Below are 26,982 nucleotides of genomic sequence, written 5' to 3' on the forward strand. Positions count from 1 at the left end.
CCAGCCTAAGCGGTGGTGGTCGCCCCGGCTCCGAGCACCTCGTCGTAGATCGCACGGGTGCGCTCGGCGATGGTCGTCCAGCTGAACTCCGACTCGACGCGCCGCCGGCCGGCCTCGCCCATGCGCCGCGCCGACGCCGGGTCGGCCACGACCTCGGTGAGTGCGGTCGCGAGGTCCGCGACGAAGCGGTCGGGGTCCAGCGGTGTGCCGCTGCCGTCATCGGCCTGCTCGATGGGCACCAGCCGGCCGGTGACGCCGTCGTCCACCACCTCGGGGATCCCCCCGGTGGCGGTGCCCACCACGGGGGCGCCGCACGCCATCGCCTCGAGATTCACGATGCCCAGCGGCTCGTAGATCGAGGGGCACACGAACGTCGTCGCCGCGGAGTGCAGCACGGCCAGCTCGCGGCGCTGCAGCATCCGGTCGATCCACACCACGCCGGTGCGTTCCGCCTGCAGCGCCTCGACCCCCGCGGTCACCTCGGCGAGGATCTCCGGCGTGTCGGGGGCACCCGCGCACAGCACGAGCTGCACCTCGGGCGGCAGGCTGCGCGCGGCGCGGAGCAGATAGGGCAGGCCCTTCTGACGGGTGATGCGCCCGACGAACAGGACGCTCGGGCGATCGGGATCGAGCCCCAGAGCGCGTGCCGCCTCGGGATCCTCATCGCGGTGCCAGAGCTGCGGGTCGACGCCGTTGTGCACGACGCGCACGCGGGCCGGGTCCACCTCGGGGTAGCTGCGCAGGATGTCGCCGCGCATGCCCGCGCTCACCGCGATCACGGCGTCGGCCGCGTCGAACGCGCCGCGCTCGATCCAGCTCGACACCCGGTAACCGCCTCCGAGCTGCTCCGCCTTCCACGGCCGCAGCGGCTCGAGGCTGTGCGCGGTGACGACATGCGGGATGCCGTGCAGCAGCTGCGCGATGCGCCCCGCGGAGTTCGCGTACCAGGTGTGCGAATGCACGAGGTCGGCGTCGCCGGCATCCTGGGCCATCTGGAGGTCGATGCCGAGCGTCGCGAGCGCCGGGTTGGCACCGATCAGCTGCGGCGGCACCAGGTAGGCGTAGGTGTGCGGCTCGTCGCGCGGCGCGCCGAAGCAGCGCACGACCGTATCGATGTCGAGTCGGAGAGCGCGCACCAGCTCGGCGACGTGCACGCCGGCTCCGCCGTAAACCTCCGGTGGATATTCACGGGTGAGGACATCGACGCGCACCTGGGAAGGGTATCCGGCCTTACTGTGGGGTCGTGGCGTCGAAGAAGATCTTCGGGATCGTTCTCGCCGGCGGCGAGGGCAAGCGCCTGATGCCGTTGACGGCCGACCGGGCCAAGCCCGCGGTCCCGTTCGGCGGGGGCTACCGTCTCATCGACTTCGCCCTCTCCAACCTCGTCAACTCGGGGCTGCGGCAGATCGTCGTGCTGACCCAGTACAAGTCGCATTCGCTCGACCGCCACGTCTCGACGACCTGGCGACTGCCCCCGATGCTCGGCGCCTACGTCGCCTCCGTGCCCGCGCAGCAGCGACTGGGCAAGCGCTGGTTCTCCGGGTCGGCCGACGCGATCCTGCAGAGCCTCAACCTGCTGCGCGACGAGAAGCCCGACATCGTCGTGGTCGTCGGCGCGGATCACGTGTACCGCATGGACTTCAGCCAGATGATCGAGGCGCACGTCGAGTCGGGCAGCGGCGTGACGGTGGCGGCGATCCGCCAGCCGATCGAGCTCGCGAACCAGTTCGGGGTGATCGACGTCGACCCGACGCGGCCGGATCACATCCGCGCGTTCCTCGAGAAGCCGGAGGACCCGGTGGGCCTCCCCGACGCAGCCGATCAGGTCCTCGCCTCCATGGGCAACTACGTCTTCGACGCCGACGTGCTCATCGACGCGGTGCAGAGAGACGGGCTGCGCGCCGACTCGAACCACGACATGGGCGGCGACATCATCCCCGATTTCGTGCAGCGCGGCGACGCGGGGGTGTACGACCTCAACCGCAACGAGGTACCGGGATCGACGGTGCGCGATCGCTTCTACTGGCGCGACGTCGGCACCATCGACTCGTTCTTCGACGCCCATCAGGACCTGATCTCGGCACTGCCGATCTTCAACCTCTACAACGAGCAGTGGCCGATCTTCTCGTCGCAGCTCAACTCGCCGCCGGCCAAGTTCGTGCGGGACAGCCGGGGCGCGCTCGGCGAGGTCATCGACTCGATCGTCTCGCTCGGCTGCGTCGTCTCCGGAGCCCACCTCGAGCGCTCCGTGCTCGGCACCTGGGTGTCGATCGAGTCGGGGGCGGTCGTGACGGACACCGTCGTGTTCGAGCGCTCCCAGATCGGCGAGGGCGCGATCGTGCGTCGCGCTATCCTCGACAAGGGCGTCGTGGTGAGCCCCGGGGCGACCGTCGGCGTGGATCGCGAGGCGGATCTCGCGCGCGGCTTCACCGTCACCCAGAGCGGCATCACGGTCGTCGGCAAGGGCATCCTGGTCGAGTAGCCCGTCCCGACTACGAGAGGAACGCATGTCGCGCTTCCTCGTCGTCCTCGACGTCGACTCCACGCTGATCGAGGACGAGGTCATCGAGCTGCTCGCCGAGGAGGCCGGCTCGCTGGATGCCGTCGCCGACGTGACCTTCCGCGCGATGAACGGGGAGCTCGACTTCGCCGACTCGCTGCGGCAACGGGTCGCGACGCTCGCCGGACTCGAGGAGGCCGCGATCGACCGGGTGGCCTCACGGGTGCGCGTGACCGGCGGGGTTCCGGAGCTCATCGCGGCCGTGCAGGGCGCCGGCGGCCTCGTCGCCGTGGTCTCCGGGGGATTTCACGAGGTCATCGATCCGCTCGCAGCCCGGCTCGGGCTCGACCACTGGCGGGCCAACCGACTCGAGGTCGCGGGCGGCCGCCTGACGGGTGGGGTGATCCCGCCCATCGTGGATGCCACCGCCAAGGCCGACGCTTTGCGCGAGTGGGCGGGCGCGGCGGGCATCCCGTTGCATCAGACTCTCGCGGTCGGCGACGGCGCCAACGACCTGCCGATGATGGCGCTGTGCGGCCTGTCGATCGGGTTCGATGCGAAGGCGCCGGTGCGCGACGTCGCCGACGTGCTGCTCGACGACCGCGACCTCTCGCGGCTGCTGCCGCTGATGGGGCTGCGCTGATGGGCCGCACGTGATCACCGTCGGACGGGCGATCGCCGCGGGCGTGCTGACGGCGGTCCTCTGGGTGGCGACCGCGCTTCTCGGCACCGTGCCGATCGGCGCCCGGCCGCTCGGCTGGCTCGAGCAGGTCATCGTGCCCGGTCCGCTGGCGCGGATCGGCGAGCTGCCGGTGCCCTGGCCGCAGATCACGGTGGGAGCCGGGGCGGTGCTGCTGGGCGCGCTGATCGCCGGCGCCGCCCTGCTGACCCGCGGCGGTGCGCGCCTGCCGGTCGTCTGGCTGGCCGCCGCGGTCGGGTCCCTGATCGTCGGTGCGGTCATGGGCGTCGGAACGATCATCGGCGAGACGCCGCGACTCGGCGTGTCCTATCCCGCCGCCGACGTGGCCCGCGATCTCGGCACGCAGGCGTGGGGGCTGGTGCTCGGATGGGCGCCCGCCCTCGTCGCCGGGTGGTCGCGCGACCGCGGTCCGCTGCGGGCGGCCGGGATCGCGACGGGGGCCGTCGCTCTCGTCGCCGCCCTCGTCACGGGGGTCGCCGCCGGGGTCGGCGGGCCGTTGCGTTTCGCCGCGCTCGACGCCGCCGCCTCGCCGCCGGCCACGCCCTCCCCCACGCCGTCTCCGCCCGTCACCTTCTCCCCGGCACCGCTGCCCCATAACGTCTATGCCCTCGCGTCGACGACCTGCCCGCCGGACGCACTCGTGCTCGCGTCCACGGGGGGCGACGCTGCGCTCGGGCACCGGCACTTCGCGATCGAGATCCGCAACTCCTCCACCGCGACGTGCACCCTCGACGGCTATCCGGCCGTCGGCTTCCGGGACGCGCGGGGCCGTGCGGTCGCGGCCTCCGTGGCGCCGGGCCGCTCGTTCATGGACCCCGACCCGGGCGCGACGCCGGTCACTCTGGCGCCCGACGCGACCGCCCTCGCGACCATCGGATGGGATGCCGGCGCCGGATCCGGTGATCCGACCCTCGCGCGCGAGCTGGTGCTCCGGATCGACGCGGGCGGGCGCGAGCTGAGCATCCCGTCGGGCGCCTTCGACGTCGTGCAGGGCACCTCGGTCACGGTGCAGGCCTGGCACGCGGCGCCGGCGACGTCGGGCTAGTGCCCCATCCCGAGGCCGCCGTCGACGGGGATGACGGCTCCGGAGATGTAGCCGGCGTCGTCGGACGCGAGCCAGGCGACCGCCTTCGCGACCTCCTCGGCGCGTCCGGGCCGTCCGGCCGGCACGGTCTTGATGTACTCCGCCTGCTGATCCGCGGGAAGCTCGGCGGTCATGTCGCTCTCGATGAAGCCGGGCGCCACCACGTTCGCCGTGATGCCGCGCGCCCCGAGTTCGCGGGTGAGCGAACGCGCCATGCCGACGAGGGCGGCCTTCGACGAGGCGTAGTTGACCTGGCCGGGGCTGCCGTACAGGCCGACGATGCTCGAGATCAGGATCACCCGCCCGAACCGCGCCTTGAGCATGCCCTTCGAGGCGCGCTTGACGACGCGGAACGCGCCGCCGAGGTTGGTGTCGACGACCGTGTCGAAGTCCTCGTCGCTCATCCGCAGCACGAGCGTGTCCCGGGTGATGCCGGCATTGGCGACGACCACCTCGACGGGGCCGAGCTGCTTCTCCACCTCGGCGAACGCGGCATCCAGGGATGCGCCGTCGGTGACGTCGGCGCGAACGGTGAGTGCACCCTCCGGACCCTCGCCGGAGCGCGCAGTCACCGCGACGCGGTGACCCTGGGCGACGAACTCCGCCGCGATGGCGCGGCCGATACCACGGTTGCCGCCGGTCACGAGCACGGTGCGAGGTGTGGTCACGGTGAGCCAGCCTAGAGCCGAGGAACCCGGCCCGGAACCGACGGCCGAGACGGCCGTCGGCGCTGGCGTCGCGGCGGAGGTCCGAAAGGACCTCCGCTCTGAGCTCCAGCGCGCGAGCGTAGGCTAACGCTCAAGCCCATGGCCAAGACCGTCTCGATCACCGAGCTGCCGCCGTCGCCGGATCACGAGCGGCACATGCGGATGATCAAGTACGCGGTGGCGATGACCGTCCGGGTGATCTGCCTGATCGCGGTGCTGTTCGTCCCGGGCTGGTGGCGCCTCATCCCCGCGATCGCGGCCGCGGCGTTGCCCTACTTCGCGGTGGTCATCGCGAACAACGTGCACACCGACCGCGCTGCCGCTGTGGAGCGACCCGGCGGGATCGTGCCGGTGGGGTCGGGCGCGGGCGCCGGCGGCCAGCACGAGGACATGCGGTGATCGGCGGCGGCGAGGCGCCCACCCAGTGCTCGAGCGCGGGATGCCGGGAGCCGGCGTCCTGGCGGGTCAATTGGCGCAATCCCCGCCTGCACTCCCCCGACCGCGTCAAGGTCTGGCTGGCCTGCGACGCCCACCGCGACCACCTCGAGGGGTACCTCGCCTCGCGCGGGTTCCCGGTGGTCGTGACCGCGCTCGACGTCGTGGCTGACGTCGTGCCGGATCGCGCGTGAGCGGCATCCGACGCTGGGGCGGCTACGTCGCCCTCGTCGTCGTCTTCTCGATCGCCTGCGGCGTCCTCTCCTGGTGGCAGTGGTCGCGCAACGCCGAGCGGACGGCCGAGAACACGCTCATCTCGATCAACTGGTCCAAGCCCGCCGTGCCGGTCGACCAGGCGCTGCCGAGCCTCGACTCCTGGCGGCACGACCTGGAGTGGCGCGAGGTGACGCTGCACGGGCGGTACCTGCCCGGCCAGCAGCTGCTCGTACGCGATCGTGCGCGCAACGACAACCCCGGATTCGAGGTGCTGGTGCCGCTGCGCCTGCCCGACGGCCGGATCTTCGTCGTCGACCGCGGCTGGCTCCCGATTCCCGCGCGGGGCGATGTGCCGCAGGTGCCCGCGCCGCCGTCCGGTGACGTGTCGGTCGTCGTGCGGCTGCAGCAGAGCGAGCCCGACCTGCCCGGCCGCACCTCGCCGCGGGGCCAGATCGCCTCGATCGATCTGCCTCAGATCGCCCGCGCAACCGGCGCGGACACGTACACGGGCGCGTACGGCACGATGACGCGCGAGGATCCCCCCGCGACGAGCCGGCCCGTCGCGGAGCCCGAGCCGGTGGCCGATCCGGGGCCGTTCCTCTCCTACGCGATCCAGTGGATCGTGTTCGCGCTGCTCGCCGTCGTGGGCCTGGTCTGGGCCTACCGCCGCGAGAAGCGCCTCGGCGCCATGTCGGCCGAGGAGCGCGCGGTCGCCCTGCGGTCGCGCCGCCCCTCGCACGACGCCGACTACGAGGACGCGGTCCTCGACCGCAACCCGGACTAGCTGGCGCGCTAACTGACCCAGCGAAGCGGGGCGACCGCGCTCGTCCCGCGTAGCGGCCGCGCGCCGCAGGAGCGGCGGCGCGCTAACTGACCCAGCGAAGCGGGGCGACCGCGCTCGTCCCGCGCAGCGGCCGCGCGCCGCAGGAGCGGCGGCGCGCTAACTCACAGAAATGAGGTCGGCGTAGTCGGGGTTCCAGTGGTCCTCGACCCCGTCGGGCATGATCAGCACACGCTCCGGGTTGAGCGCCTCCACCGCGCCCTCGTCGTGCGAGACGAGCACGACGGCGCCCGTGTAGCCGGCCAGCGCGCCGAGGATCTCCTCGCGCGACGCCGGGTCGAGGTTGTTGGTCGGCTCGTCGAGGAGCAGCACGTTCGCGCCCGACACGACGATCATCGCGAGCGCGAGACGGGTCTTCTCGCCGCCGGAGAGGACGCCGGCGGGCTTGTGGCCGTCATCCCCGGTGAACAGGAACGAACCGAGCACCTTGCGCGCCTCGGTCTCGGTGAGCTGCGGCGAGGCGCTCATCATGTTCTGGATGACGGTGCGGTTCACGTCGATGGTCTCGTGCTCCTGGGCGTAGTACCCGATCCGCAGCCCGTGCCCCTGTTCGACCGCGCCGGTGTCCGGCCGGTCGATGCCGGCGAGGATCCGCAGCAGGGTGGTCTTGCCCGCACCGTTCAGCCCCAGCACGACGACCTTGGACCCGCGGTCGATGGCCAGGTCGACCGCGGTGAAGATCTCGAGCGATCCGTACGACTTCGAGAGGTCGGATGCCGTGAGCGGCGTGCGCCCGCACGCGACCGGGTCGGGGAAGCGCAGCTTCGCCACCCGATCCACCGCGCGCACCTCCTCGAGGCCGGCCAGCAGCCGTTCGGCGCGCGCGACCATCTGATGCGCGGCCGCCGCCTTGGTCGCCTTGGCGCCGAATCGCGCCGCCTGCAGCTGCAGCGCGGTCGCCTTCTTCTCGGCGTTGGCGCGTTCCTTCTTGCGGCGCTCCTCATCGGCCTCGCGCTGGCGCAGGTAGTGCTTCCAGCCCATGTTGTACACGTCGAGAACGGCGCGATTGGCGTCGAGGTAGAACACCTTGTTGACCGTCTCCTCGACGAGGTCGACGTCGTGGCTGATCACGATGACGCCGCCCTGGTAGCCCTTGAGGAACTCGCGCAGCCAGACGACGGAGTCGGCGTCGAGGTGGTTGGTGGGCTCGTCGAGGATCATCGTCTCGGCGCCGGAGAACAGGATGCGCGCGAGCTCGATGCGGCGCCGCTGGCCTCCGGAGAGGGTCTTGAGCTGCTGGTCGAGGATCCGGTCCGGCAGCGCGAGGTTCGACGCGATCGCGGCCGCCTCGGCCTCGGCCGCATACCCGCCGAGCGCGACGAAGCGATCGTCGAGCCTGCTGTAGCGCGCCATGGCCGCCTCGCTGACCGCCGGATCCGGGTTGGCCATCGCCAGACTCGCGGTGCGGAGGTCGGTCACCAGGCGCCCGAGGCCGCGCGCGTCGAGGATGCGGGTGCGTGCGGTGTCCTCCGGATCACCCGACCGCGGATCCTGCGGCAGGTACCCGATCTCACCGCTGCGGGAGATCGTGCCGCCCGTGGGCTGGGCCTCGCCGGCCAGCGCCTTGGTGAGCGTCGTCTTGCCCGCGCCGTTGCGGCCGACGAGGCCGACCTTGTCGCCCTTGTCTACGCGGAACGTCACGTCCTCCATGAGCAGACGTGCCCCGATGCGGATCTCGAGGTCGTGCACGGCGAGCACAGAAGGACTCCGGTTCTTTGGTGGGGAGGGTTGATGAGGCCGACGTGGGCCAGCCCGCTAGCCTAGCCGCATGACCATCGCAGCGCCCGTCCGCCGTCCCGTCCTCGCCGATCGCGTGGTCCCTCGGTCGTGGATCACGAGCGCGATCTTCGTGGTCGGCGGAACCGGCCTCGTCGCGCTGCTGGCGCAGGTCGCGATTCCGTTGTGGCCGGTACCCATCACGGGTCAGACGTTCGCGGTCCTGTTCGTGGGTGCGGCCCTCGGGCCGGTGCGCGGCGCGCTGTCGATGGCGCTGTATCTCGTGCTCGGTGTGGCCGGACTGCCGATCTTCACGGGCGGCGCCCACGGCAGTCTGTTCGCACTGGCCTCCGGGGGGTACATCGTCGGGTTCCTGTTCGCGGCCGGACTGGTGGGCTGGCTCGCCGCGCGCCGCTGGGACCGCCGTTGGTACGGCACCGTCGTCGCCTTCCTGGCCGGCTCCGCCGTCATGTACCTGTTCGGACTGCCCTGGCTCTACCTGACCGTCGGCGTGCACCAGGCCGACCCGGTCGGCTTCACGCTCCAGAACGGGCTCCTGGTCTTCCTGCTCGGCGACGCCATCAAGGCCGCGGTCGCCGGGGTGATCCTGCCCCTCGCCTGGAGGATGAGCGACCGCGCCGAGAACCATCGCTCGGCCTGAGCGACCTACGGGGGGGGGGCGGTGCACGGTGGGCGCTTCGGCGTGACGAGGGCGACGGCATGACCGAGACGCCCCGTCGGGTCGCGGTCGGCCTCGTCATCGGCGTGCTGACGGCCGTTCTCCTCGGGCTCGCCGGCGTCGCGGTCTTCTCCGCGACGGTGCCGCGCGCGACCTCCGCCAATCCGCTGCATGAGGCGCGGTTCTACGTCGATCCCGCCTCGAGCGCGGCGCTCGCCGCCCGTCGCGATCCCTCCTTCGGCCCGATCGGCCGTGAGCCCGCCGCGATCTGGCTGACCCCGGAGGCGCATGGTGCGTCCGAGGTGGGCGGATACGTCGGTGGGATCGTGGATGCCGCCCGGCGCGGAGGCGAGTGGCCCGTGTTCGTCGTCTACGGCATCCCGCACCGCGATTGCCAGGCGCAGGAGTCCGCCGGCGGAACGGCGGATGACGCCGCATACCGCGATTGGCTCCGGGCCATCGCACGCTCGCTGACGGCGCAGACCCTCGTCGTCGTCGAACCGGATGCGCTCGCCCTCACCGCCGAGTGCCACGATCGGTCGGCGCGGGTGGCGCAGCTGCGCGACGCGGTCGGTCTGCTCGCCCCGACGGGCGCCGTCGTCTATCTGGACGCGGGTCACTCCGGCTGGCTCGATCCCGCGCTCATGGCTGGCCTGCTCCGGGATGCCGGGGTCGACCGGGTGCGCGGGTTCGCGAGCAACGTCTCCAACTTCGAGACGACCGCCGCGGAGCGCAGGTACGACGAGGCCATCAGCGCCGCGCTGGGCGGCGCGCACTACGTGATCGACACCTCGCGCAACGGCAACGGGCCCGCGCCCGACCAGGCGTGGTGCAATCCGCCCGGTCGCGGGCTCGGCGACCCGCCGCGCGTCGTCGAGGATCGAACGCACCTGGATGCGACGCTGTGGGTCAAGAACCCGGGCGAGAGCGACGGCGCCTGCAACGGCGGTCCGGCGGCCGGGCGATGGTGGCCGGATGGCGCGCGAGCGCTCATCGCAGGAGGAGACTGAGATGGCCGAACGCGACGCACGTCGGGTGGCAGTGGTGATCGAGGACGACGACGACATCCGCAACCTGCTCGAGACCGTCCTCACCCAGGGCGGATTCGAGGTCGTCGCCCGGTCGAACGGGCTGGACGGGATCGAGGCGGTGCGCGCGTTCAGCCCGACCGTCACGACCCTCGACGTCAACATGCCCGGGATCGACGGCTTCGAGACCGCGAAGCGGATCCGGGCCTTCAGCTCCACCTACATCGTGATGCTCACCGCTCTCGACGAGGAGATCGACACCCTGCAGGGGCTGGAGGCGGGCGCCGACGACTACATCACCAAGCCGTTCCGGCCCCGCGAACTGCGCGCTCGGATCGAGGCGATGCTGCGGCGTCCGCGGACGCTCGGTTCCCCCGACGACCCGGCCTCGGTCGCCGGATCCTCCGCGCTCTCCCCCGCTGACGACGCGTCGACCGAACCGGTGCAGCCGGGCGCCGAGACCGACGGGACGCCCGTCGCGTCGGGATCGGCTGTGCGGGACGATGCAGAGGGCTGGATCGAGCACAACGGCCTCCGGCTCAACCTGCCGATGCATATCGTGCGCGTGGACGACGAGGAGATCCCGCTGACCCGGTCGGAGTTCGAGCTGCTCGCCGCGCTCATGCAGTCGGGTCGGCGGGTGCGCACGAAGGCGGATCTGGCGCTCCTGCTGCGCGGCGAGAGCTACGTGACGAGCCACTTCGTGAGCGAGGCGGATAAGCGCGGCATCGAGGTGCACATGGGCAACCTGCGCAAGAAGATCGGTGAGAGCTCCGCCACGCCACGCTGGATCGAGACCGTGCGCGGCGTCGGATACCGCCTCACCGCCGCCGACGACTGACGTCCGGAGGACGCTGACGGGAGGCCGCCCCGCCTGAGCTCCGTCCGACGACCCAGGGGGATGGAAGTCGTCACCGCCGTCTAGATTCGGCGGGCCGCGTCGGGGGTCGCGGCGAACGGATCGGGTTCTCAGGCGGGCGCAGCCTCCAGTCGGTGGGCCAGGTCGGCCAGTTCGTGGCAGGAGGCGGTGCCCACCTCCACGAGTCGCCGGACGGCGGGTCCGTCCACCTGGTGGGTTGCGGCGATCCGGTGCTCCAGATCGCTCGCGGCCGAAGACAGAGCCGTGGCTCCCAGCATCCCGCTCGCAGTGCGAACGCTCAGCAACACGGTGGTCACGTCCTCGGGGTCACGTCGTTCGGCCGCGTCGAGGAGCCGGGCGACCCGGCCCTCCCACGCCCGAACGAAGTCGGTCAGGAAGCGCACGCCGGCCGGGACGTCGCCCGCGAGCTCCCGCAGGAGTCGCACGACGATCGCCTCGTCGATGTGCATGTAGGTCATGGCGGTCACACCCGGTATCCGCGCTGGCGGCGCAGGAGCTTGAACAGCATCCCGACCGTCTGGACGGCGGTGATGACCCCCAGGATCGGCCAGCCGACCCAGAGGATCGACGACTGGATGATCACCGGCAGCAGGAACCACCCGAGCACGAGCACGGCCATGACGAGCACGGCGATGACCGCCGGCGCGATGAACGCGCTGCCGGAGCCGCGCTCCGCCTTGGCCTGGGCGGCCCAGTTGTCGACCTGCTTGCGACTGAGGAACTTGCTCCACGCCCGCACGAAGTGGCCCAGCCGGATCCACATGTAGATCTCCGACGGGACGAACAGCGCGGCGAACAGGATGTCCTTCGCGTCGCGCCGGTGCATGGACAGCGCGATGCGCAGGTTGAGCAGGATCGCGACGGCCGGCGCGATCAGCCAGATCGGCTCGAACACGAACGCGTGGATCGACAGCGACCCCACCAGCAGCAGGACGAACAGCAGACGCGTGACGCCGTTGATGAGCATCGACAGGTTCTCGAGCCAGCGCAGGCGGAGGTTCGGATGCAGTGGCTGGCCCTTCGTGTCGCCGCGCTGACCGGGCCACATGAGCTCGATCGCTCCGAAGTTCCACTTGACCTGCTGGGCATCGAGGCCGCGCAGCGTGGTCATGCCGCCGACGTCGGCGCGGGCGCGGGCGCTGATCTTGGTGAGATATCCGGCGCTCTTGATCTGCAGCGAGAGGAGCGAGTCCTCGACCTCGCTGTCCTTGACCCACGGCGTGGACTGGTGGTTGTCGATCATGGCCTGGTGCAGGGCCTTCATCGAGAAGATCGAGAACTGACCGCCGAGGACCGCCATGTTGCGTCCGCGCAGCATGTTCTGCATGTTGAAGGCCGCGAACTGGGCGCGCTGGCCGGCGACCAGGAAGCCCGCCATGCCGGACATCCGGGTGTCGTCGATCGTGTAGATCGCCGAGATGCCGCCGATGCGCGTGTCGCTGACGATCTCCTCCTCGAGGCGTTGCACCGCGTCGGCGTCGGCGACCGTGTCGCCGTCCACGCCGAGCAGGTAGTCGCAGCCTTCGACGAGCTCGAAGCCGTAGTTGAGTGCGCCGACCTTCTTGTCGGGGTTCTTGCCGATGTCGTGGACGAAGACCTCGGTGAACTGCTCGCGTGCGGCGTTGACGACGCGGTGCGGGCCGGCGTAGGCGCTCGCGATGGCGACGGTGTCATCCGTGGTGTTGTTCACGACCACGTGGATCATGTCGGGAACGCGTGACTGCGCGAGCAGCGACTCCAGCACCTGGGCGATCGATTCCCCCTCGTTGTAGGCCGGGATGATGCAGCCGATGGTGGCGCGCTGGACGCTGAGAGCCTCGACGGAGGCGATGAAGTCGTTGTCGGCGTCGGGCTCGACCCGCGTCACGTACGCCTTGGGCGCCGCGATGGTGTCCGTCATGTCTGTCATCCCCCGTGTCGCGGTTCCGGGTCTGTCCCTGGCCGCTACAGTCAGTGTTCAGCAGCGACCTCAAGGACCGGGCCTGGTCCCCGGCAAGATCACCTCAAGATCGGATCAAGTCGCAGCGGGGTCGTGGACGGGGGTGCCGGATGACGCGGACGGGACGTGGGATCGTCGTGGTCGCCGCTGGCTCGGCGCTCGTGCTGGCGCTCGCCGCGTGCGGAACACCGCCCTGGGATCAAAGCGGAGCGGCGACCGGAGGCGCGACACCGTCGCCGACGTCGACCCGGATCGTCGTCGTCCACAACGACCTGCAGACGGGTTCCACGAAGCGGACCCTCAAGGCGGGCGACATCACGCTCGACGTCACCTACTTCTCGACCCTCGACATCGGCCGGTGGTACGCCGACGCGAACAAGCCGCTGAGCCTCACCGCGGTCGCCTCGCTCGGCACCGACGTGGGCCAGGGCGTGTATCTGAGCAAGGTGACCATGACGACGACGGTGCGGGGTCCGAAGGGGGCCCTCCCGGCTCCCGCGGCGCAGGTCGACCAGTCGACGGTGCCGCCGGGGTACTTCATCAAGCAGCCGTTCAGCTACTCGCAGACCTTCGTCGTGCCACCCGTCGCCCCGTCGGCCACCTCGGCGACCTTCTCGATCGTCTACGAGCTGCTGCTGCAGACCGGGGCCAGCTCGTCGACGTACGCCAAGGAGACCGCGTCGGACAGCGTCACCGTGACCTTCCCGGCGCGTTAGGCCGCGTACTCGATCGTGCCGGGGCGGCCGGAGTCGATCGCGAGGTCGAGCACGGCTTCGGCGGTCTCGAGCAGTTCGTCGTAGCGCGATCCGGCGGCTCGCGTCGAGGTGATGCCGATGTAGGTCGCGACACGGAACCGGTCCGCGTCGTCGATCGGCGAGGTGAGAGCGTCTCCGTTGATGCGCTCGGCGACGACGCGCGCGTCGTCCTCGTCGTCCATCGGGAACAGCACGGCGAACCGCCGGCGGCTCAGCCGTCCGACCAGCGACGCGGCGGGAGCGTCGCCGAGCGCCAGCCGTCCCATGACCCGGATGGCGTGGTCCCCCAGCCCGCGCCCGAAGGCCAGGTTGATCTCGTCGATGTTGGCGAGCTCGACCAGCACGAGCGCGATCGTCGTCTGGTCGCGCATCGCCCGGCGCAGCCAGACCTCCGCCAGGGTCCGGAATCGGTCATCGGCGAGCAGTCCGTCGGCTTCCGAGTCGGATGGGATGTTCAGCCCAGGGCGCCGGAAGCGTTCCATCTGGAGCATGGAGAGGCTCACCGTCCCGAGGACGATCAGGCCGAGGTTCACGAGGGTGGCCTCCGCCGGTCCGAATCCCGTGGAGAAGACCGCGTCCGAGGGGCCCAGCAGCGGCAGCAGCACCGCGCGGGCGGCGTAGTACAGCGCCATGACGAGGCTCGCGATGCCGACGATCCGGGCGTTGAGGCTGCGTCTGAGCCACCCGCGGAGGGTCTCGATGAATCCGAGGCCGGCGAGCACCGCGGCCGCGACGAACATCTCGACCGCGCCGGCCCACATGCCGGCGGACGCCCCCCGCGCGAGCACCGCGGCGGCGACGAGTGCCGCGACGCCGAGCGGCACCGCGGTGAGCGGCCGACGTCCGTTCGCGGCACGGTGGCCCGACCACAGCATCCCGATCGCGAGCACGAAGGCCCCGTTGCCGACGGCGATCGCCCACCAGGCCGACGGCTGCAGCCCCTCGATCGTGTACGCGAGCGTCTCGAGGATGCCTGCCACGAACGCGACGCTCCAGATCCGGCCCACGGCGTCGTTGCGGCGCAGGGTCGTATTCAGCACGAACGTCACACCGCACAGGATCACGATGAACCCGCTGACGGCGGCGACGGTGGTGATGTCGAGCTTCATGCTGCCTTTCCATGGCGGGCGATCGAGGATGCCGAGATGGCTCGATCTGGCGCATCCGGCGCGACGTGCTCGGTCGGAATCCGGACGCGGAAGGTGCTGCCGAGCCCCAGCTCGCTCTCCACCGACAGGTCGCCGCCATGTCGCTGGACGATCTCGCGCGTGATGGCCAGGCCGAGCCCGGTGCCGCCGGTCGTGGAGTTGCGGGCCGACTTGGTGCGATAGAAGCGGTCGAAGATGCGGGCGAGGTCGATGTCCGGGATGCCCTGGCCGGTGTCGCGGACCTCCAGGGTGATCGCGGGGCCGGTCTCGCGCACCGACACCTGGACCGTTCCCCACTCGCGGTTGTACTTGATGGCGTTCGTGACGAGGTTGTCGACCACCTGCCGGATGCGCACCGGATCGATCGTCGCCGTCGCGGACGCCGGGACATCGAGCTCGAGCTCGACCTCGCGGTCCTCGGCGAAGATGCGCTGCGACGCGACGGACTCCCGGGCGATCTCCGCCACGTCGGCTCGTACGAACGACATCGGCAGGTTCTTGTCCGCGTCGCTCGCGGCGCGCAGCAGGTCGTTGACGAGCACGAGCAGTCGCTCGGCGTTGCTCGCGGCCACGTCGACCTGCTCGAGCGTCTCGTCGTCGAGGTCGGCGTCGCGGACGAGGTCGAGATACCCGAGGATCGAGGTGAGCGGAGAGCGCAGCTCGTGCGTCACCGAGCCCACCAGATCGTCCCGCGCCCGGACGGCGTCGAGCTCCCGGGTGACGTCCTTGACGACGACCACGCCGCCGCGGTATTCGCCGCGGGCGTCACGCAGCGCCCGCGATCCCACTGAGTAGGCGGCGCGGCGCCCGCCGGGGTCGCCCACCCAGATGACGAGGCCGTCGAACTCCTGCCCCGCAAGGGCGCGGGCGAACGGACGGTTCTGCTGCGGATAGGGGGTGGCTCGGTCCGCCTGATAGACGACGCGATGCACGAACACGGTCTTGGGCTCGCCGAACTCATCGAGCCACCGGCGCTGCGTGCGGTTGACGAAGGTGACCTGGCCGTTCCGGTCGAAGGCCAGCACGCCGAAGTCGACGGTGTTGAGCACCTCGTCGAGCAGCCGCTGCTGCTGGCGCGCTCGCTCCAGCGCGTTCTCGATGAGCTGCGAATGCTGCCGCAGCAGCACCGACTGCGCGCGCGAGCGCCGCGCCGCGACGTACACCGTGGTCGAGACGAAACCGAGCGTGATGGGAAGGAGCACGACGGAGGCGAAGTCGTTGACGACCAGGGGGGTCGGCGAGAGAGCGCGACTGATCCAGATCATGGCGACCGCCAGGCTCGTGCCGCCGACCACCTCGACCAGCGCGAACGACCTGGCCAGCCAGATCACCGGGAAGACCATCATGAGACCGGAGCCCAGTTGCGGCTCGGCCGCGCGGATCGCGCCGATCGCCAGGATGTTCAGCACCGGCATCAGCACCCGCCACTGTCGCGAGATCAGGTCCCACGGCACCATCGCCGCGACGCCGGTGAGCACGAAGACGAGGCCGATGCCGGCGAAGATCGCGGGCTGGGTGAGGGCCTCCGGTGCGAAGACGACGATCGCGACGACCACGACGAGGACCGCGGCGGAGACCAGCATCTGGCTCGCCAGGATCGCCGTCGCAGCCGCGCGCGATCGCGGCCGCGACGGGGCGCGTCGCTCCCCCGCCGACATGGACTCAGGTTATCGGGGCGGACGGAGCGATCCGAGGTCCCAGAAGGGGTGGGGCCAGAACGGGGGCGGACCGGACTCCGAGCTCCCCGCGTTCGCCGTCAGATGCTGAAGCCGCTACCTGCTGTCGCAGGAGCGATCGGTCGGCCGCCATCGGCGCCCGACATCTGCCGACTTCGTCGTCAGATGCTGAAGCCGATCGCTCTCATCATGTCTCGGCCGTCGTCGGTGATCCGCTCGGGGCCCCACGGCGGCATCCACACCCAGTTGATCCGGAATCGCTCGACGATGCCGTCCAGCGCCTGGCCGGTCTGCTCCTCGAGGACGTCCGTCAGAGGGCACCCCGCCGAGGTGAGGGTCATGGAGATGATGAGCGCGTCGTTCTCGTCGTCCCAGGCCAGGTCGTAGATGAGGCCGAGGTCGACGACGTTGACGCCCAGCTCGGGATCGATGACGTCCTTGAGACCTTCCTCGACCTGGTCGAAGAGCGCGGGCGACAGTGCGGTCGGCATGGCTACGCCTGCTCCCCGGCCAGCGCGGCCCCGTCGTTCAGATACCTGTCGTAACCCTCGTCCTCGAGCCGCTCGGCGAGCTCGGGGCCCCCCTCCTCGGCGACGCGACCGTCGACGAAGACGTGCACGAAATCCGGGTGGATGTAGCGCAGGATCCGCGTGTAGTGCGTGATGAGCAGGATGCCGAGGTTCGTGGTCTCATGCGCCCGGTTGACGCCCTCCGACACGATCTTGAGCGCGTCGACGTCGAGACCGGAGTCGGTCTCGTCGAGCACCGCGAAGCTCGGCTTCAGCAGCTCGAGCTGCAGGATCTCGTGGCGCTTCTTCTCGCCGCCCGAGAACCCCTCGTTGACGTTGCGCGACGCGAACGAGCTGTCCATCCGCAGGTTCTTCATCGCCTGCGTGACCGTGCCTGCCCACCCGCGGATCGCGGGGGCCTCCCCGTCGATCGCGGTCTTGGCGGTGCGCAGGAAGTTCGACACCGCGACCCCGGGGATCTCGACCGGGTACTGCATCGCGAGGAACAGCCCCGCGCGCGCGCGGGCGTCGACCGTCATCGCGAGCACGTCCTGCCCGTCCAGCGTGATCGAGCCGCCCTCCACCTTGTACCGCGGGTGTCCGGCGATCGTGTAGGCGAGGGTCGACTTGCCGGAGCCGTTGGGGCCCATCACCGCGTGGATCTCGCCCTGCCGGATCGTCAGGTCGACGCCCTTGAGGATGTGCTTGGTGCCCTGATCGGTCTCGATCGAGACCTTGAGGTCCTTGATCTCGAGGGTGCTCATGCGATGTCCTTCTTCACGTCCGGGTCGATGTACACGTCGTCGCCGTCGATCTCGACGACGAAGACGGGGACCGGCTCATAGGCCGGCAGGCTGAGCGGCTTGCCGCTCAGGAGGGAGAACTGCGAGCCGTGGGCCCAGCACTCCAGGGTGTCGTCCTCGACGAATCCCTCGCTCAGCGAGATGTCGCCGTGGGTGCAGGTGTCGCCGATCGCGTGGATCGCGCCCGCCGAGTCCTTGACGACGGCGATAGGTACCCCGCCCAGCACGACGCGCTTGGCCGTGTCCGGTTCGAGCTCGGCGACCGAGCACGCGCGCTCCCGGCTCACGACGCCGCCACCGTCCGAGCCCCCTCCAGCTCCGCGACGAGCGCCTCGAGCAACCGCGCCTCCAGAGCCGGTTCGCCGATGCGCTGCACGATCTCGCTGAGAAAGCCGAGCACGACGAGGCGGCGCGCCTCGTCCTCGGGGATGCCGCGTGCCTGCAGGTAGAACAGGTGCTCGTCGTCGAAGCGACCGGTGGCACTCGCGTGCCCCGCGCCGACGATGTCGCCGGTCTCGATCTCGAGGTTGGGGATCGAGTCCGCTCGGGTGCCTTCGCTCAGCACGAGGTTGCGGTTCTGCTCGTAGCTGTCGGTGCCCGTCGCCCGGGGGCCGATGAGCACGTCGCCGACCCACACCGTGCGTGCGCCGTCGCCGTTGAGCGCGCCCTTGTAGGTGACCCGGCTGCGCGAGTGCGGAGCATCGTGATGCACGTACACGCGCTGCTCGAGGTGCTGATGCGCGTCGGCGAAGTAGACCCCGAGCAGTTCGGCCTCCGAGCCCTCGCCCGCGAGGTGCGTCGAGGGGTTAACCCGCACGACCGCCCCGCCGAGCGACACCACGATGTGCTTCAATCGCGCGTCCTTGCCCACCCGCGCGAACTGGCTCGAGAGGTGCAGCGCGTCGTCGTCCCATTCCTGCAGGCTGACGACCGTGAGGTCGGCGCCCTCGTCGAGGATGATCTCGACGTTCTCGGTCACGGCGGCCGGCCCGCGGCTGTCGAGCACGACCAGCGCGCGCGACTGCGCGGCGGCCGTGATCAGCACGTGCGCGGCTCGCGGGGTGTCGCCGAGCTGCGCCCGGGTGACGGTCAGCGCGTCGGCGACCTCCCCCTGGACCCCGATGTGCAGCGCCTTCTCGAAGGCCGTCCAGGCGTTCGCGGCCGCGCGCTCCTCCGGCTGGCCGGCGGAGCCGATCCGGGTGTCGGTGCGATCGATCCACTCGACGGTCGTGCCGGCGACCTCCGGGTACAGCACGGGGTACGGCGATCCGTCGAGCTCGCCGTCGATGAGGGTGCGAACGCGATCGACCGGGGTGAGCTTCCACTCCGCCTCGAAGCCGGTGACCTCGGCGAAGTCGGCATGCTCGAAGCTCTTGAAGCGCTCCGAACGGGTCTGGACCGGGGCCAGGAAGGTGGGCTCGGTCTCGGTGTACGTGCTCACGTCAGCCGACGCTGCCTTCCATGCTCATCTCGATGAGCTTGTTGAGCTCGAGCGCGTACTCCATGGGCAGCTCGCGCGCGATCGGCTCGATGAAGCCGCGCACGATCATCGCCATCGCCTCGTCCTCGGGCATGCCGCGGGACTGCAGGTAGAACAGCTGCTCCTCGCTCACCCGCGAGACGGTCGCCTCGTGGCCGAGCTGCACGTCATCCACCCGGATGTCGATGGCCGGGTAGGTGTCGGAGCGCGAGATCGTGTCGACCAGCAGTGCGTCGCACCGCACCGTGTTGGCGGCGTGATGGGCCCCCTCGGTGACGCGGACCTCGCCCCGGTAACCGGCGCGGCCTCCGCCTCGGGCGATCGACTTCGAGACGATCGACGATGTCGTGTACGGCGCCATGTGGATCATCTTCGCGCCCGCGTCCTGATGCTGGCCCGGTCCCGCGAAGGCGACCGAGAGGGTCTCGCCCTTGGCGTGCTCCCCCACCAGATAGATCGACGGGTACTTCATCGTCACCTTGGAGCCGATGTTGCCGTCGATCCACTCCATGGTGGCGCCCTCGTGTGCGATCGCACGCTTGGTCACGAGGTTGTAGACGTTGTTCGACCAGTTCTGGATCGTCGTGTAGCGCACGCGCGCGTTCTTCTTGACGACGATCTCGACGACGGCCGAGTGCAGCGAGTCCGACTTGTAGATGGGCGCCGTGCAGCCCTCGATGTAGTGCACGTACGAGCCCTCGTCGGCGATGATGAGGGTCCGCTCGAACTGGCCCATGTTCTCGGTGTTGATCCGGAAGTAGGCCTGCAGCGGGATCTCGACGTGCACGCCGGGCGGCACGTAGACGAACGATCCGCCTGACCACACCGACGTGTTGAGCGCCGCGAACTTGTTGTCGCCGGCCGGGATCACCGTGCCGAAGTGCTCCTTGAAGAGCTCCGGGTGCTCCTTCAGGGCCGTGTCGGTGTCGAGGAAGATCACGCCCTGCTTCTCGAGATCCTCACGGATCTGGTGATACACGACCTCGGACTCGTACTGGGCCGCGACGCCGGCGACGAGGCGCTGCCGCTCGGCCTCCGGGATCCCGAGCTTCTCGTAGGTGGCCTTGATGTCGTCGGGCAGCTCTTCCCAGCTGGTGGCCTGCTTCTCGGTCGACCGCACGAAGTACTTGATGTTGTCGAAGTCGATCCCGGTGAGGTCGGCTCCCCAGGTCGGCATCGGCTTCATGCCGAAGATCTTGAGCGCCTTGAGGCGGTTCTTGAGCATCCACTCGGGCTCGTTCTTGAGCGCGGAGATGTTCCGGACGACCTCGTCGCTCAGGCCTCGCCGCGCGGCGGCGCCGGCGGCGTCGGAGTCGGACCAGCCGAATTCATACTGGCCGAGACCGGCCAGCTCGGGACGATCGATGAGCACGTCGGACATGGGGTTACCTTCTCTCTGCCGCTGCGAACCATTCCGCTCGGACCGGCATTCGTGGCACGCGCCATTGCGTTCGATCTGTCCACGATCCTACAGGGCGCTCCTCCGGCTGCGCCGAGAAGCCGGCCGTCACCGCGCCGTGCGAGTGCTAACTTTTCTTCATCCACGTCAGGAGTGAAGGTGTCTCGCATCCGGGCTCTCATCAGCGCACTGGCCGTCCTGTGCCTCGCCATGGCGGGCGCGATGTCCGGGGCTGCGAGTGCGACAGCCGACGCTGGCACCGGTTCGATTTATGGTGTCGTGACGGCGCCAGACGGTTCGACGCTGGACGGACCGGTGACCGTCACGCTCGGCCGAGTCTCGAGTCAGCAGACGGACGTGCACGGCAGGTATCTCTTCTCGGGTCTTGCCGCAGGGTCGTTCGATCTGACCTTTGACTACGGGGGGACGTCGAAGATCGTCCGTCATGAGAGGTGGGACGGATCGTTCGGGCCGACCGGCCCCGACGTTGTCCTCACCGCCGGCGCCGCCCGAGAGGTCAACGTGCGCCTCGTTCGGGGCGCCACCGTCAGTGGCGCCGTCACCGGCATCGACGGCCCCCTCGACGCGACGACGACGGTGACGCTCTTCTGGCGCACCTCGCCGGCCACGTTCAAGATCCCCGCCTCGTTCGATGCCGCGAGCCAGACCTGGCAGGTCAGCGACGTGCCGCCCGGCAGCTACTCCCTCCTGGTCGATCCACCCGACCGCTGGTCCTCGCAGCAATGGGGAGGGCTGACAGTCGTGGAAGGCGTCGATCTCGTCGACCAGTCCCGTACCCTCGCGCGGTCGACCAACATCGGTGGCACGGTCTCCTACGTCGAGAACGGGGTCGCATCCCCCCTGCCGGATGGCGTGGCATGGGCCTGGAATCACAAGGGCGGAGAGATCTCGGCGCCGATCGTCAACGGGCGCTACGACTTCTACGGGCTTTGGGCCGACAGCTACACGATCTGCTTTCAAGAGCAGAACTACGTCGATCTCACGTGCTACGGAGGCGGAGGCTTCTACGACCCGCCCAATGTCACCGTCTCCGAGGGCGAGGTGCTCGACGGCATCGATGCGACCGTCGTCCGCGGGGGGCAGATCCTCGGTGAGGTCCACGGCGCCGGCGACCCGCAGTGGCAGGTGAGACTTCTCCGGCGGGATCCCGATACCGGAGACTACGGCGACGAGCTCGATTCCTATACGAGCGCGGCGTTCGGCTTCTCAGCGGTCGCGGCGGGCACGTATCGACTGCAGGTGGTCGATCAGACCAATGCCAACCGTGCCCAGTACTGGGATGGTGCACAGTTCGCCGATGGAGCGACGGACATCGTGGTCACGTCAGGCCACACCGTGGATCTGGGCACGATCACGGCGCAGCCGTGGAACATCGACATGCAGAGAACCGGAGGATCCGACCGATTCGCCGTGTCCGCAGCGGTCTCGAACGAGCGCTTCCCGGTCATCCCCGCGTCGGGCGTCCCCGTCGTCTACGTCGCGGATGGACTGAACTTCCCCGATGCGCTGTCTGCCGGCCCGGCCGCGATCAAGGACGACGGCGACATCCTCCTCGTGACGCCGATGGCGATTCCCCCGCCGATCGCCGCTGAACTCGCGCGGCTGCGTCCCCAGCGGATCGTCGTGGTCGGGGGGACCGCGTCGGTGAACGAGGCGGTCCTCCATCAGCTCGATGCCTATGTCACGGGGGCGAGCGGCAAGGCGACACGCCTGGCCGGCGTCGACCGCTTCGCCGCCTCCCGCAACGTCGCCCGCTCGGCCTTCGGGACCGACGGCGCCCCGACCGTTTTCATCGCCACGGGGAACAACTATCCGGACGCCCTGAGCGCCGGGCCGGCAGCGGGATCGGTAAGCGCTCCCGTGATCCTCGTCGACGGGCTGGCCTCGCATTTGGACAGCGCGACCACCGCGCTCCTGCATGACCTGCACACGACCTCCGTCGACATCGTCGGCGGGCCGGCCAGCCTGAGCTTCGGGATCCAAGAGGATCTCGAGGGGATTGTCGGCCCGAGCCATGTGACGGTCTTCGGCGGCTCCACGCGTTACGACAACGCCGCGCAGTTGGGCGCCACCTTCTTCCGACACACTGATCTGGTCTACTTCGCGGTGGGCACGAACTTCGCCGATGCCCTCTCGGCCGCGGCACTTGCGGGCCACGACCGCGCTCCGATCGATCTGGTTGAGTCGAACTGTGTGCCGGCGAGCGTCGAGTACTGGGTGCGCGCTCAGGCGGCGCAGAGCATCCGGCTCATCGGAGGGCAGGTCTCGCTGGGTTCCGGCGTCGAGGCGATGACACCCTGTCCCGCGTGACCGAGCGACCACCTGACCTCGTGGAGGATCCATGACACGCACCCTCTCAGCCCTGACTTCGGCGCTCGTCATCGCGGTTGCCGTCGTGGTTCCTTCCGGGCCCGCGTTCGCCGACACCGGGACGGGGATGATCCATGGGGTCATTTCGATGCCCGACGGGACCGTTCCGGACGCCATTCAGCCGCTGGTCGTCTGCGGCGCCAATGCGGAGTCGAATGGATGCGGGTACGGAACCGCCTCCCTCGACCCCACTACGGGGGCGTACCAGATCACCGGCCTCCTGCCGGGGAGTTACCACGTGAGCGCCAGGTACGACGGCAGCTCGCCGGACGTGATCCAGTCGGTGGACTCGTCGAACGTCGACGTCGCGGACGGACAAGATGTCAGGCTGGACCTGCAGTTCGAGGCCGGCGCCGTCATCACCGGGCATCTCACCGGGTCGGACGGACCTCTGAGCTCGGCGATCGTCACCGGCTCATGGGACTCGGGAGCGTCATCCGGAGCCACCCAGGCGACATTCGACCCCGCCACGCAGACGTACAGGTTCGATCGCCTGTACCCCCAGACCTACACGATCCGATTCAGCAGCACGCGCTACGGGGATGTCACGGCACCGCCGGTCACGGTCACGTTCGGGCAGGTCGTCAGTGGTGTGGACGAGGTCCTCCCACGCGAGAACCAGATCTCGGGGCAACTGTCGTACGACGACGGCTCCGGTCCGGTCGCCCGACAGGGCAAGGTCTCGCTCATCTCGTCGGGCGCCGAGATCGCGTCGACGACAAGCGACGCGACGGGACACTACGAATTCAACGGCGTCGCGCCCGGCGACTACCGCATCTGCGCCAACGGGATCGGATACTTCGCGCAGGCGTGTTGGGGCGATGGCGGCGAACTCGACGCGCCGAACGTGTCGATCGCGAGCGGCGGATCCGCCGTCGGCAAGGACATCACTCAAGTCGCCGGTGGCATCCTCAAGGCGCAGGTCAACATGCCGCCGGAACCGGGCGGATTCTCGGTGGGGTACGAGGCCGAAGTCGACGTCTGGCGACTCGACCAGAGCGCGGGCTACTACACCCTGTTCCAGAAGTTCACTGCGAATGAGGGCGGGACGGGCACGGTCGAGGACGAGGGACTGCCGGCGGGCACCTACCGGGTCCAGTTCATCGACCCGCTGGGTACCTACAACGCGCAATGGTGGAGCGGCGCCCGCTACTTCAGCGACGGCGAGGACATCACGCTGTCGCCGAACCAGGTGACCGATCTGGGCAAGGTGGCGCTGATGCCGCGCACTCTGGACGTGTACAGGACATCCGGCAGCGATCGATACACGGGTTCCGTTGAGATGTCGAAGGAGACCTATCCGTCCGTGCCGAATGACGGCGTGCCCATCGTCTACGTCGCCAACGGCCTGAATTACCCGGATGCCCTTTCCGCAGGCCCGGCGGCGATCGCGCAGGGAGGGGTGCTCCTTCTGGTATCGCCGACGCAGATCCCCTCAGCAGTGGCGGGGGAACTCCAGCGTCTCCGGCCTCAGAAGATCGCCGTGGCGGGTGGCCCGGCGTCGGTGAGCGATGCGGTGCTCTCGCAGTTGACGGGATACGTGCAGAAGCCGTCGGACGTCTTCCGACTCAGTGGGGCCGATCGTTTCGCAGCATCGAGATCGATCACTCGCAGCGTCTTCCTCGGGGACGGCGCGCGCGAGGTGTTCATCGCCACCGGCAACAACTTCCCGGACGCGTTGAGCGCTGGTCCCGCCGCCGGATCTATCGGCGCCCCGGTGATCCTCGTGAACGGTCTGCTCCCCGCCCTGGACTCCGAGACCCGGCGTCTTCTGCTCGATCTCGGGACCACGGATGTCGATATCGCCGGGGGTCCGGGTAGCGTCAGCCCGGGAATCGAGGCGTCGCTGGACGACCTCATGGGCGGTTCGAGGCACGTGCATCGCTACACCGGTGCCACCCGGTACGAGGCTGCGGCTGCGATCGGCGCCGAGTTCTTCCCCGACCCGGAGACGGTGTTCCTCGCCACAGGGGCGAACTTCCCCGACGCTCTCGCCGGCGCGCCGCTGGCCGGTGCCGTCGGGGGGCCGATCTATCTGTCGCAGCCCGACTGCCTCTCGGATGTGGACGCGGGTCAGATCGTCAACTCGGACACTCAGCTCATTTGGCTGCTCGGCGGACCGGCCTCACTCAGTCCCGCCGTCGAGGACCTCCACGTGTGCTGACGCGGCACTCCGGAGCGGGAACAGCGCGGGATCGGCATCCAGCAGCACCCGGATCGCGCCCACCCACACGAGCGCCGCGCCCAGCACGTGGATGACCACGAGGAGCTCCGGCAGTGCGGTCAGCGATTGCACGAGACCCACCGCCCCCTGCAGCAGCAGCACGACCAGGAAGACGATCGCCCGGCGACGGGCGGCCGGGACGAGCAGCAGCGTCGCGACCGCGAGCAGGATCACCAGTGCGGCGAGCAGGCCGTGCACCCAGACGACCGAACCCCAGTCGAACCCGTTGCGAGGAACGAGGTGGCGCAGGTCGGTGCTGTCGCCGGAGTGCGGCCCCGCCCCGGTCACGATCGTGCCGACGATGACGAGCCCCGCCGAGGCGACGACGACGGCCCAGCCCATGCCGCGTGCGCGCGGGGTCACCACGGCTCCCGGGGTCCCGCGCCAGCGCGCGCGATGCCAGGTGAGGGTCGCGGTGGCCAGCAGCGCCATCGCGAGCACGAAGTGCAGCGCGACGACCCAGGGGTTCAGGCCGGCGAGCACGGTGATGCCGCCGGCGACGGCGTTGACGATGACGAGCCAGAACATCGACCACGCGAGCCGGGTGAGGGCGCGATCCCACGGCCTCTGCAACCGCACCGCGATGATCGCCCAGCCGACCGCGACGACCAGAACGCCGGTGAGCGTGCGGTTGCTCTGCTCGATCAGCTGGTGCACCGTGTCCGGCACCACCAGCACGCCGTGGCCGTCGCACGTGGGCCAGGTCGAGCATCCGAGGCCCGACGACGTGACGCGCACGATCGCTCCCCCGAGGACGATGACCACGCTCATCACGAGAGCGGCGGTCGTCCCCCAGCGCAGCGCCCGAGGGCCGAGGGTCCAGCGGGAGGCCGCCCAGGCGAACGGCGTGACGATCCGGCTCACGGAAGCGGGATGGCCAGGTGCAGCAGCGGGTCGAGACCGACCGCGATGAACACGATCGTGAGGTAGGTGATGCTCGCGTGGAACACCCGCATCGGCTTGATCTCGCCGTCGCGGATGGCGTTGGCGTAGAGCCGGTGCGACTCGAGCAGGAACCACGCTCCGGACAGGACCGCGGACACGCTGTACAGCACCCCCATGCCGGCGATCGGGATCAGCAGGAGCGAGCACGCCACCGTCGCCCACGCGTACAGCACGACCTGCATCCCAACCGCGGTGCGGGTGCGAACGACGGCCAGCATCGGCACGTGCACCGAGGCGTAATCCTCCTTGTAGCGCATCGACAGCGGCCAGTAGTGCGGCGGCGTCCACAGGAACACGATCCCGAACAGGATGACGGGGGCCCAGTCGAGCGAGCCGGTCACGGCCGCCCAGCCGATGAGCACGGGCATGCAGCCCGCCGCGCCGCCCCAGACGATGTTCTGCGGGGTGCGCCGCTTGAGGATCAGCGTGTAGATGAGCACGTAGAACGCGATCGCCGCGAACGACAGGATCGCCGCGAGCGGCGTCGTGAAGAACCACAGCCAGGCGATCGACACCGCGCCCGAGATCCAGGCGAACGCCAGCGCCTCGACGTCGCGCAGGTCGCCGGTCACGAGCGGGCGCTTCTGGGTGCGCTTCATCACGCGATCGATGTCGCGGTCGATGTAGCAGTTGAAGGCGTTCGCCGAGCCCGCGCTGAGCGTGCCGCCGACCAGCGTCGCCAGCACGGTCCACAGATTCGGGATGCCGTGTGCGGCGAGCACCATCACGGGCGCGGTCGTCACGAGCAGCAGCTCGATCACGCGCGGCTTCGTGAGCGCGACGTAGGCCAGGAGCTTGCGTCCGAGCGGGATCCGGGGTCGGCCGGCACGCCCGGCCGGCGGCGCGGCCGGAGTCGCCACGGCCTCCTGCATGCGGCCAGTTTAGGCGACGCGCGGCACCCGGCCCGTACTCCCCCGGGAGTCGACT

26 protein-coding genes are annotated in these 26,982 nt (G+C 69.9%); 12 read left to right on the plus strand and 14 right to left on the minus strand.

The window, feature by feature from the left end; all coding sequences use genetic code 11:
- Window positions 1–5: 5 nt before the first annotated feature.
- Window positions 6–1,211 carry a glycogen synthase gene (glgA, locus tag ABD285_RS10930; RefSeq protein ID WP_344202569.1) on the minus strand — a complete coding sequence of 402 codons (1,206 nt, stop codon included), beginning with the start codon at window positions 1,209–1,211 and terminating at the stop codon, window positions 6–8.
- Window positions 1,212–1,243: 32 nt separating this feature from the next.
- On the opposite strand from glgA, the gene glgC reads away from it, so the two are divergent.
- Genes glgC through ABD285_RS10945 form a run of 3 tightly spaced genes read left to right on the plus strand, consistent with a single transcriptional unit; the run spans window position 1,244 to window position 4,245 of the window.
- Window positions 1,244–2,482, plus strand: coding sequence for a glucose-1-phosphate adenylyltransferase (glgC, locus tag ABD285_RS10935; RefSeq protein ID WP_344202571.1), 1,239 nt, complete (start codon window positions 1,244–1,246; stop codon window positions 2,480–2,482).
- Entirely contained in the window at window positions 2,412–3,143 is a 732-nt protein-coding gene (gene serB / locus ABD285_RS10940; protein ID WP_344203539.1) for a phosphoserine phosphatase SerB, read from the plus strand. The genes glgC and serB overlap by 71 nt, the downstream gene beginning before the upstream one ends.
- Window positions 3,144–3,153: 10 nt before the next feature.
- Window positions 3,154–4,245: a DUF4232 domain-containing protein gene (locus ABD285_RS10945; protein WP_284255536.1), complete on the plus strand. Its 1,092-nt coding sequence runs from the start codon at window positions 3,154–3,156 to the stop codon at window positions 4,243–4,245.
- On the opposite strand, the gene fabG is transcribed toward ABD285_RS10945, so the two are convergent.
- The gene (gene fabG, locus ABD285_RS10950) at window positions 4,242–4,952 is read right to left on the minus strand and encodes a 3-oxoacyl-ACP reductase FabG (protein ID WP_284251912.1); all 711 of its coding nucleotides are present in this window, start codon (window positions 4,950–4,952) and stop codon (window positions 4,242–4,244) included. The genes ABD285_RS10945 and fabG overlap by 4 nt on opposite strands.
- Before the next feature lie 138 nt (window positions 4,953–5,090).
- On the opposite strand from fabG, the gene ABD285_RS10955 reads away from it, so the two are divergent.
- Genes ABD285_RS10955 through ABD285_RS10965 form a run of 3 tightly spaced genes read left to right on the plus strand, consistent with a single transcriptional unit; the run spans window position 5,091 to window position 6,426 of the window.
- Window positions 5,091–5,390 carry a DUF3099 domain-containing protein gene (locus ABD285_RS10955; protein ID WP_284251910.1) on the plus strand — a complete coding sequence of 100 codons (300 nt, stop codon included), beginning with the start codon at window positions 5,091–5,093 and terminating at the stop codon, window positions 5,388–5,390.
- Window positions 5,387–5,620, plus strand: coding sequence for a hypothetical protein (locus ABD285_RS10960; protein WP_344202574.1), 234 nt, complete (start codon window positions 5,387–5,389; stop codon window positions 5,618–5,620). Before ABD285_RS10955 ends, ABD285_RS10960 begins: the two co-directional genes overlap by 4 nt.
- Window positions 5,617–6,426, plus strand: a complete 810-nt coding sequence (locus tag ABD285_RS10965) for an SURF1 family cytochrome oxidase biogenesis protein (protein WP_344202576.1) — start codon at window positions 5,617–5,619, stop codon at window positions 6,424–6,426. Before ABD285_RS10960 ends, ABD285_RS10965 begins: the two co-directional genes overlap by 4 nt.
- Window positions 6,427–6,582: 156 nt before the next feature.
- On the opposite strand, the gene ABD285_RS10970 is transcribed toward ABD285_RS10965, so the two are convergent.
- The gene (locus tag ABD285_RS10970; protein WP_284251906.1) at window positions 6,583–8,181 is read right to left on the minus strand and encodes an ABC-F family ATP-binding cassette domain-containing protein; all 1,599 of its coding nucleotides are present in this window, start codon (window positions 8,179–8,181) and stop codon (window positions 6,583–6,585) included.
- Between the two features lie 70 nt (window positions 8,182–8,251).
- Here ABD285_RS10970 and ABD285_RS10975 point away from each other — a divergent pair, with 70 nt between their 5' ends.
- Genes ABD285_RS10975 through ABD285_RS10985 form a run of 3 tightly spaced genes read left to right on the plus strand, consistent with a single transcriptional unit; the run spans window position 8,252 to window position 10,747 of the window.
- Entirely contained in the window at window positions 8,252–8,860 is a 609-nt protein-coding gene (locus tag ABD285_RS10975; protein WP_344202578.1) for a biotin transporter BioY, read from the plus strand.
- 59 nt (window positions 8,861–8,919) lie between these two features.
- Window positions 8,920–9,888: a glycoside hydrolase family 6 protein gene (locus ABD285_RS10980; RefSeq protein ID WP_284251900.1), complete on the plus strand. Its 969-nt coding sequence runs from the start codon at window positions 8,920–8,922 to the stop codon at window positions 9,886–9,888.
- A 1-nt stretch (window position 9,889) separates the two neighbouring features.
- On the plus strand, window positions 9,890–10,747 hold the full coding sequence (locus ABD285_RS10985) for a response regulator transcription factor (RefSeq protein WP_284251898.1): 858 nt from the start codon (window positions 9,890–9,892) through the stop codon (window positions 10,745–10,747).
- Between the two features lie 128 nt (window positions 10,748–10,875).
- On the opposite strand, the gene ABD285_RS10990 is transcribed toward ABD285_RS10985, so the two are convergent.
- The gene (locus ABD285_RS10990) at window positions 10,876–11,253 is read right to left on the minus strand and encodes a hypothetical protein (protein WP_284251895.1); all 378 of its coding nucleotides are present in this window, start codon (window positions 11,251–11,253) and stop codon (window positions 10,876–10,878) included.
- Window positions 11,250–12,686, minus strand: a complete 1,437-nt coding sequence (locus ABD285_RS10995; RefSeq protein WP_284251893.1) for a glycosyltransferase family 2 protein — start codon at window positions 12,684–12,686, stop codon at window positions 11,250–11,252. The genes ABD285_RS10990 and ABD285_RS10995 overlap by 4 nt, the downstream gene beginning before the upstream one ends.
- Window positions 12,687–12,835: 149 nt before the next feature.
- On the opposite strand from ABD285_RS10995, the gene ABD285_RS11000 reads away from it, so the two are divergent.
- Window positions 12,836–13,441, plus strand: coding sequence for a hypothetical protein (locus ABD285_RS11000; RefSeq protein WP_284251892.1), 606 nt, complete (start codon window positions 12,836–12,838; stop codon window positions 13,439–13,441).
- Here the strand turns inward: ABD285_RS11000 and ABD285_RS11005 are convergent.
- The 7 genes from ABD285_RS11005 to sufB all read right to left on the minus strand — a co-directional run bounded on the left by ABD285_RS11005 (window position 13,438) and on the right by sufB (window position 20,477).
- The gene (locus ABD285_RS11005) at window positions 13,438–14,589 is read right to left on the minus strand and encodes a diguanylate cyclase (RefSeq protein WP_344202582.1); all 1,152 of its coding nucleotides are present in this window, start codon (window positions 14,587–14,589) and stop codon (window positions 13,438–13,440) included. The genes ABD285_RS11000 and ABD285_RS11005 overlap by 4 nt on opposite strands.
- The gene (locus tag ABD285_RS11010; RefSeq protein ID WP_344202584.1) at window positions 14,586–16,286 is read right to left on the minus strand and encodes a sensor histidine kinase; all 1,701 of its coding nucleotides are present in this window, start codon (window positions 16,284–16,286) and stop codon (window positions 14,586–14,588) included. The genes ABD285_RS11005 and ABD285_RS11010 overlap by 4 nt, the downstream gene beginning before the upstream one ends.
- Before the next feature lie 179 nt (window positions 16,287–16,465).
- Window positions 16,466–16,795 carry a metal-sulfur cluster assembly factor gene (locus ABD285_RS11015; protein WP_284251884.1) on the minus strand — a complete coding sequence of 110 codons (330 nt, stop codon included), beginning with the start codon at window positions 16,793–16,795 and terminating at the stop codon, window positions 16,466–16,468.
- Window positions 16,796–16,797: 2 nt separating this feature from the next.
- Window positions 16,798–17,577, minus strand: a complete 780-nt coding sequence (sufC, locus tag ABD285_RS11020) for a Fe-S cluster assembly ATPase SufC (protein WP_344202586.1) — start codon at window positions 17,575–17,577, stop codon at window positions 16,798–16,800.
- Window positions 17,574–17,903: a non-heme iron oxygenase ferredoxin subunit gene (locus tag ABD285_RS11025; protein ID WP_284255534.1), complete on the minus strand. Its 330-nt coding sequence runs from the start codon at window positions 17,901–17,903 to the stop codon at window positions 17,574–17,576. The genes sufC and ABD285_RS11025 overlap by 4 nt, the downstream gene beginning before the upstream one ends.
- Window positions 17,900–19,057 (minus strand): Fe-S cluster assembly protein SufD, encoded by a 1,158-nt coding sequence (gene sufD, locus ABD285_RS11030; protein WP_344202588.1) that lies wholly within the window; start codon window positions 19,055–19,057, stop codon window positions 17,900–17,902. Before sufD ends, ABD285_RS11025 begins: the two co-directional genes overlap by 4 nt.
- A gap of 1 nt (window position 19,058) precedes the next feature.
- On the minus strand, window positions 19,059–20,477 hold the full coding sequence (gene sufB / locus ABD285_RS11035; RefSeq protein WP_284255533.1) for a Fe-S cluster assembly protein SufB: 1,419 nt from the start codon (window positions 20,475–20,477) through the stop codon (window positions 19,059–19,061).
- A 228-nt stretch (window positions 20,478–20,705) separates the two neighbouring features.
- On the opposite strand from sufB, the gene ABD285_RS11040 reads away from it, so the two are divergent.
- Together ABD285_RS11040 and ABD285_RS11045 are read left to right on the plus strand one after the other, a co-directional pair.
- Window positions 20,706–22,826: a cell wall-binding repeat-containing protein gene (locus ABD285_RS11040; protein ID WP_344202590.1), complete on the plus strand. Its 2,121-nt coding sequence runs from the start codon at window positions 20,706–20,708 to the stop codon at window positions 22,824–22,826.
- 148 nt (window positions 22,827–22,974) lie between these two features.
- Window positions 22,975–25,050: a cell wall-binding repeat-containing protein gene (locus tag ABD285_RS11045; RefSeq protein ID WP_344202592.1), complete on the plus strand. Its 2,076-nt coding sequence runs from the start codon at window positions 22,975–22,977 to the stop codon at window positions 25,048–25,050.
- Here ABD285_RS11045 and ABD285_RS11050 read toward each other — a convergent pair.
- Both ABD285_RS11050 and ABD285_RS11055 read right to left on the minus strand, forming a co-directional pair.
- Window positions 25,012–25,974 (minus strand): COX15/CtaA family protein, encoded by a 963-nt coding sequence (locus ABD285_RS11050; RefSeq protein WP_284251874.1) that lies wholly within the window; start codon window positions 25,972–25,974, stop codon window positions 25,012–25,014. The two genes, ABD285_RS11045 and ABD285_RS11050, sit on opposite strands and share 39 nt — an antisense overlap.
- Window positions 25,971–26,927, minus strand: a complete 957-nt coding sequence (locus ABD285_RS11055; RefSeq protein WP_284255528.1) for a heme o synthase — start codon at window positions 26,925–26,927, stop codon at window positions 25,971–25,973. The genes ABD285_RS11050 and ABD285_RS11055 overlap by 4 nt, the downstream gene beginning before the upstream one ends.
- Window positions 26,928–26,982 lie beyond the last annotated feature (55 nt).

It is taken from the genome of Pseudolysinimonas kribbensis (assembly GCF_039531715.1).
GTDB lineage: Bacteria > Actinomycetota > Actinomycetes > Actinomycetales > Microbacteriaceae > Pseudolysinimonas > Pseudolysinimonas kribbensis.

Bases quoted from the DNA above. Each gene is read 5' to 3' on its own strand.
- ABD285_RS11015 (WP_284251884.1), bottom strand. From the start codon at position 16,795: ATGCCGACCGCACTGTCGCCCGCGCTCTTCGACCAGGTCGAGGAAGGT.
- sufC (WP_344202586.1), bottom strand. From the start codon at position 17,577: ATGAGCACCCTCGAGATCAAGGACCTCAAGGTCTCGATCGAGACCGAT.
- sufB (WP_284255533.1), bottom strand. From the start codon at position 20,477: ATGTCCGACGTGCTCATCGATCGTCCCGAGCTGGCCGGTCTCGGCCAG.
- ABD285_RS10980 (WP_284251900.1), top strand. From the start codon at position 8,920: ATGACCGAGACGCCCCGTCGGGTCGCGGTCGGCCTCGTCATCGGCGTG.
- ABD285_RS10985 (WP_284251898.1), top strand. From the start codon at position 9,890: ATGGCCGAACGCGACGCACGTCGGGTGGCAGTGGTGATCGAGGACGAC.
- ABD285_RS11000 (WP_284251892.1), top strand. From the start codon at position 12,836: ATGACGCGGACGGGACGTGGGATCGTCGTGGTCGCCGCTGGCTCGGCG.
- ABD285_RS10975 (WP_344202578.1), top strand. From the start codon at position 8,252: ATGACCATCGCAGCGCCCGTCCGCCGTCCCGTCCTCGCCGATCGCGTG.
- ABD285_RS11045 (WP_344202592.1), top strand. From the start codon at position 22,975: ATGCCCGACGGGACCGTTCCGGACGCCATTCAGCCGCTGGTCGTCTGC.
- ABD285_RS11055 (WP_284255528.1), bottom strand. From the start codon at position 26,927: ATGCAGGAGGCCGTGGCGACTCCGGCCGCGCCGCCGGCCGGGCGTGCC.
- ABD285_RS11010 (WP_344202584.1), bottom strand. From the start codon at position 16,286: ATGTCGGCGGGGGAGCGACGCGCCCCGTCGCGGCCGCGATCGCGCGCG.
- ABD285_RS11005 (WP_344202582.1), bottom strand. From the start codon at position 14,589: ATGAAGCTCGACATCACCACCGTCGCCGCCGTCAGCGGGTTCATCGTG.
- ABD285_RS11040 (WP_344202590.1), top strand. From the start codon at position 20,706: ATGGCGGGCGCGATGTCCGGGGCTGCGAGTGCGACAGCCGACGCTGGC.
- ABD285_RS10995 (WP_284251893.1), bottom strand. From the start codon at position 12,686: ATGACGGACACCATCGCGGCGCCCAAGGCGTACGTGACGCGGGTCGAG.
- ABD285_RS10955 (WP_284251910.1), top strand. From the start codon at position 5,091: ATGGCCAAGACCGTCTCGATCACCGAGCTGCCGCCGTCGCCGGATCAC.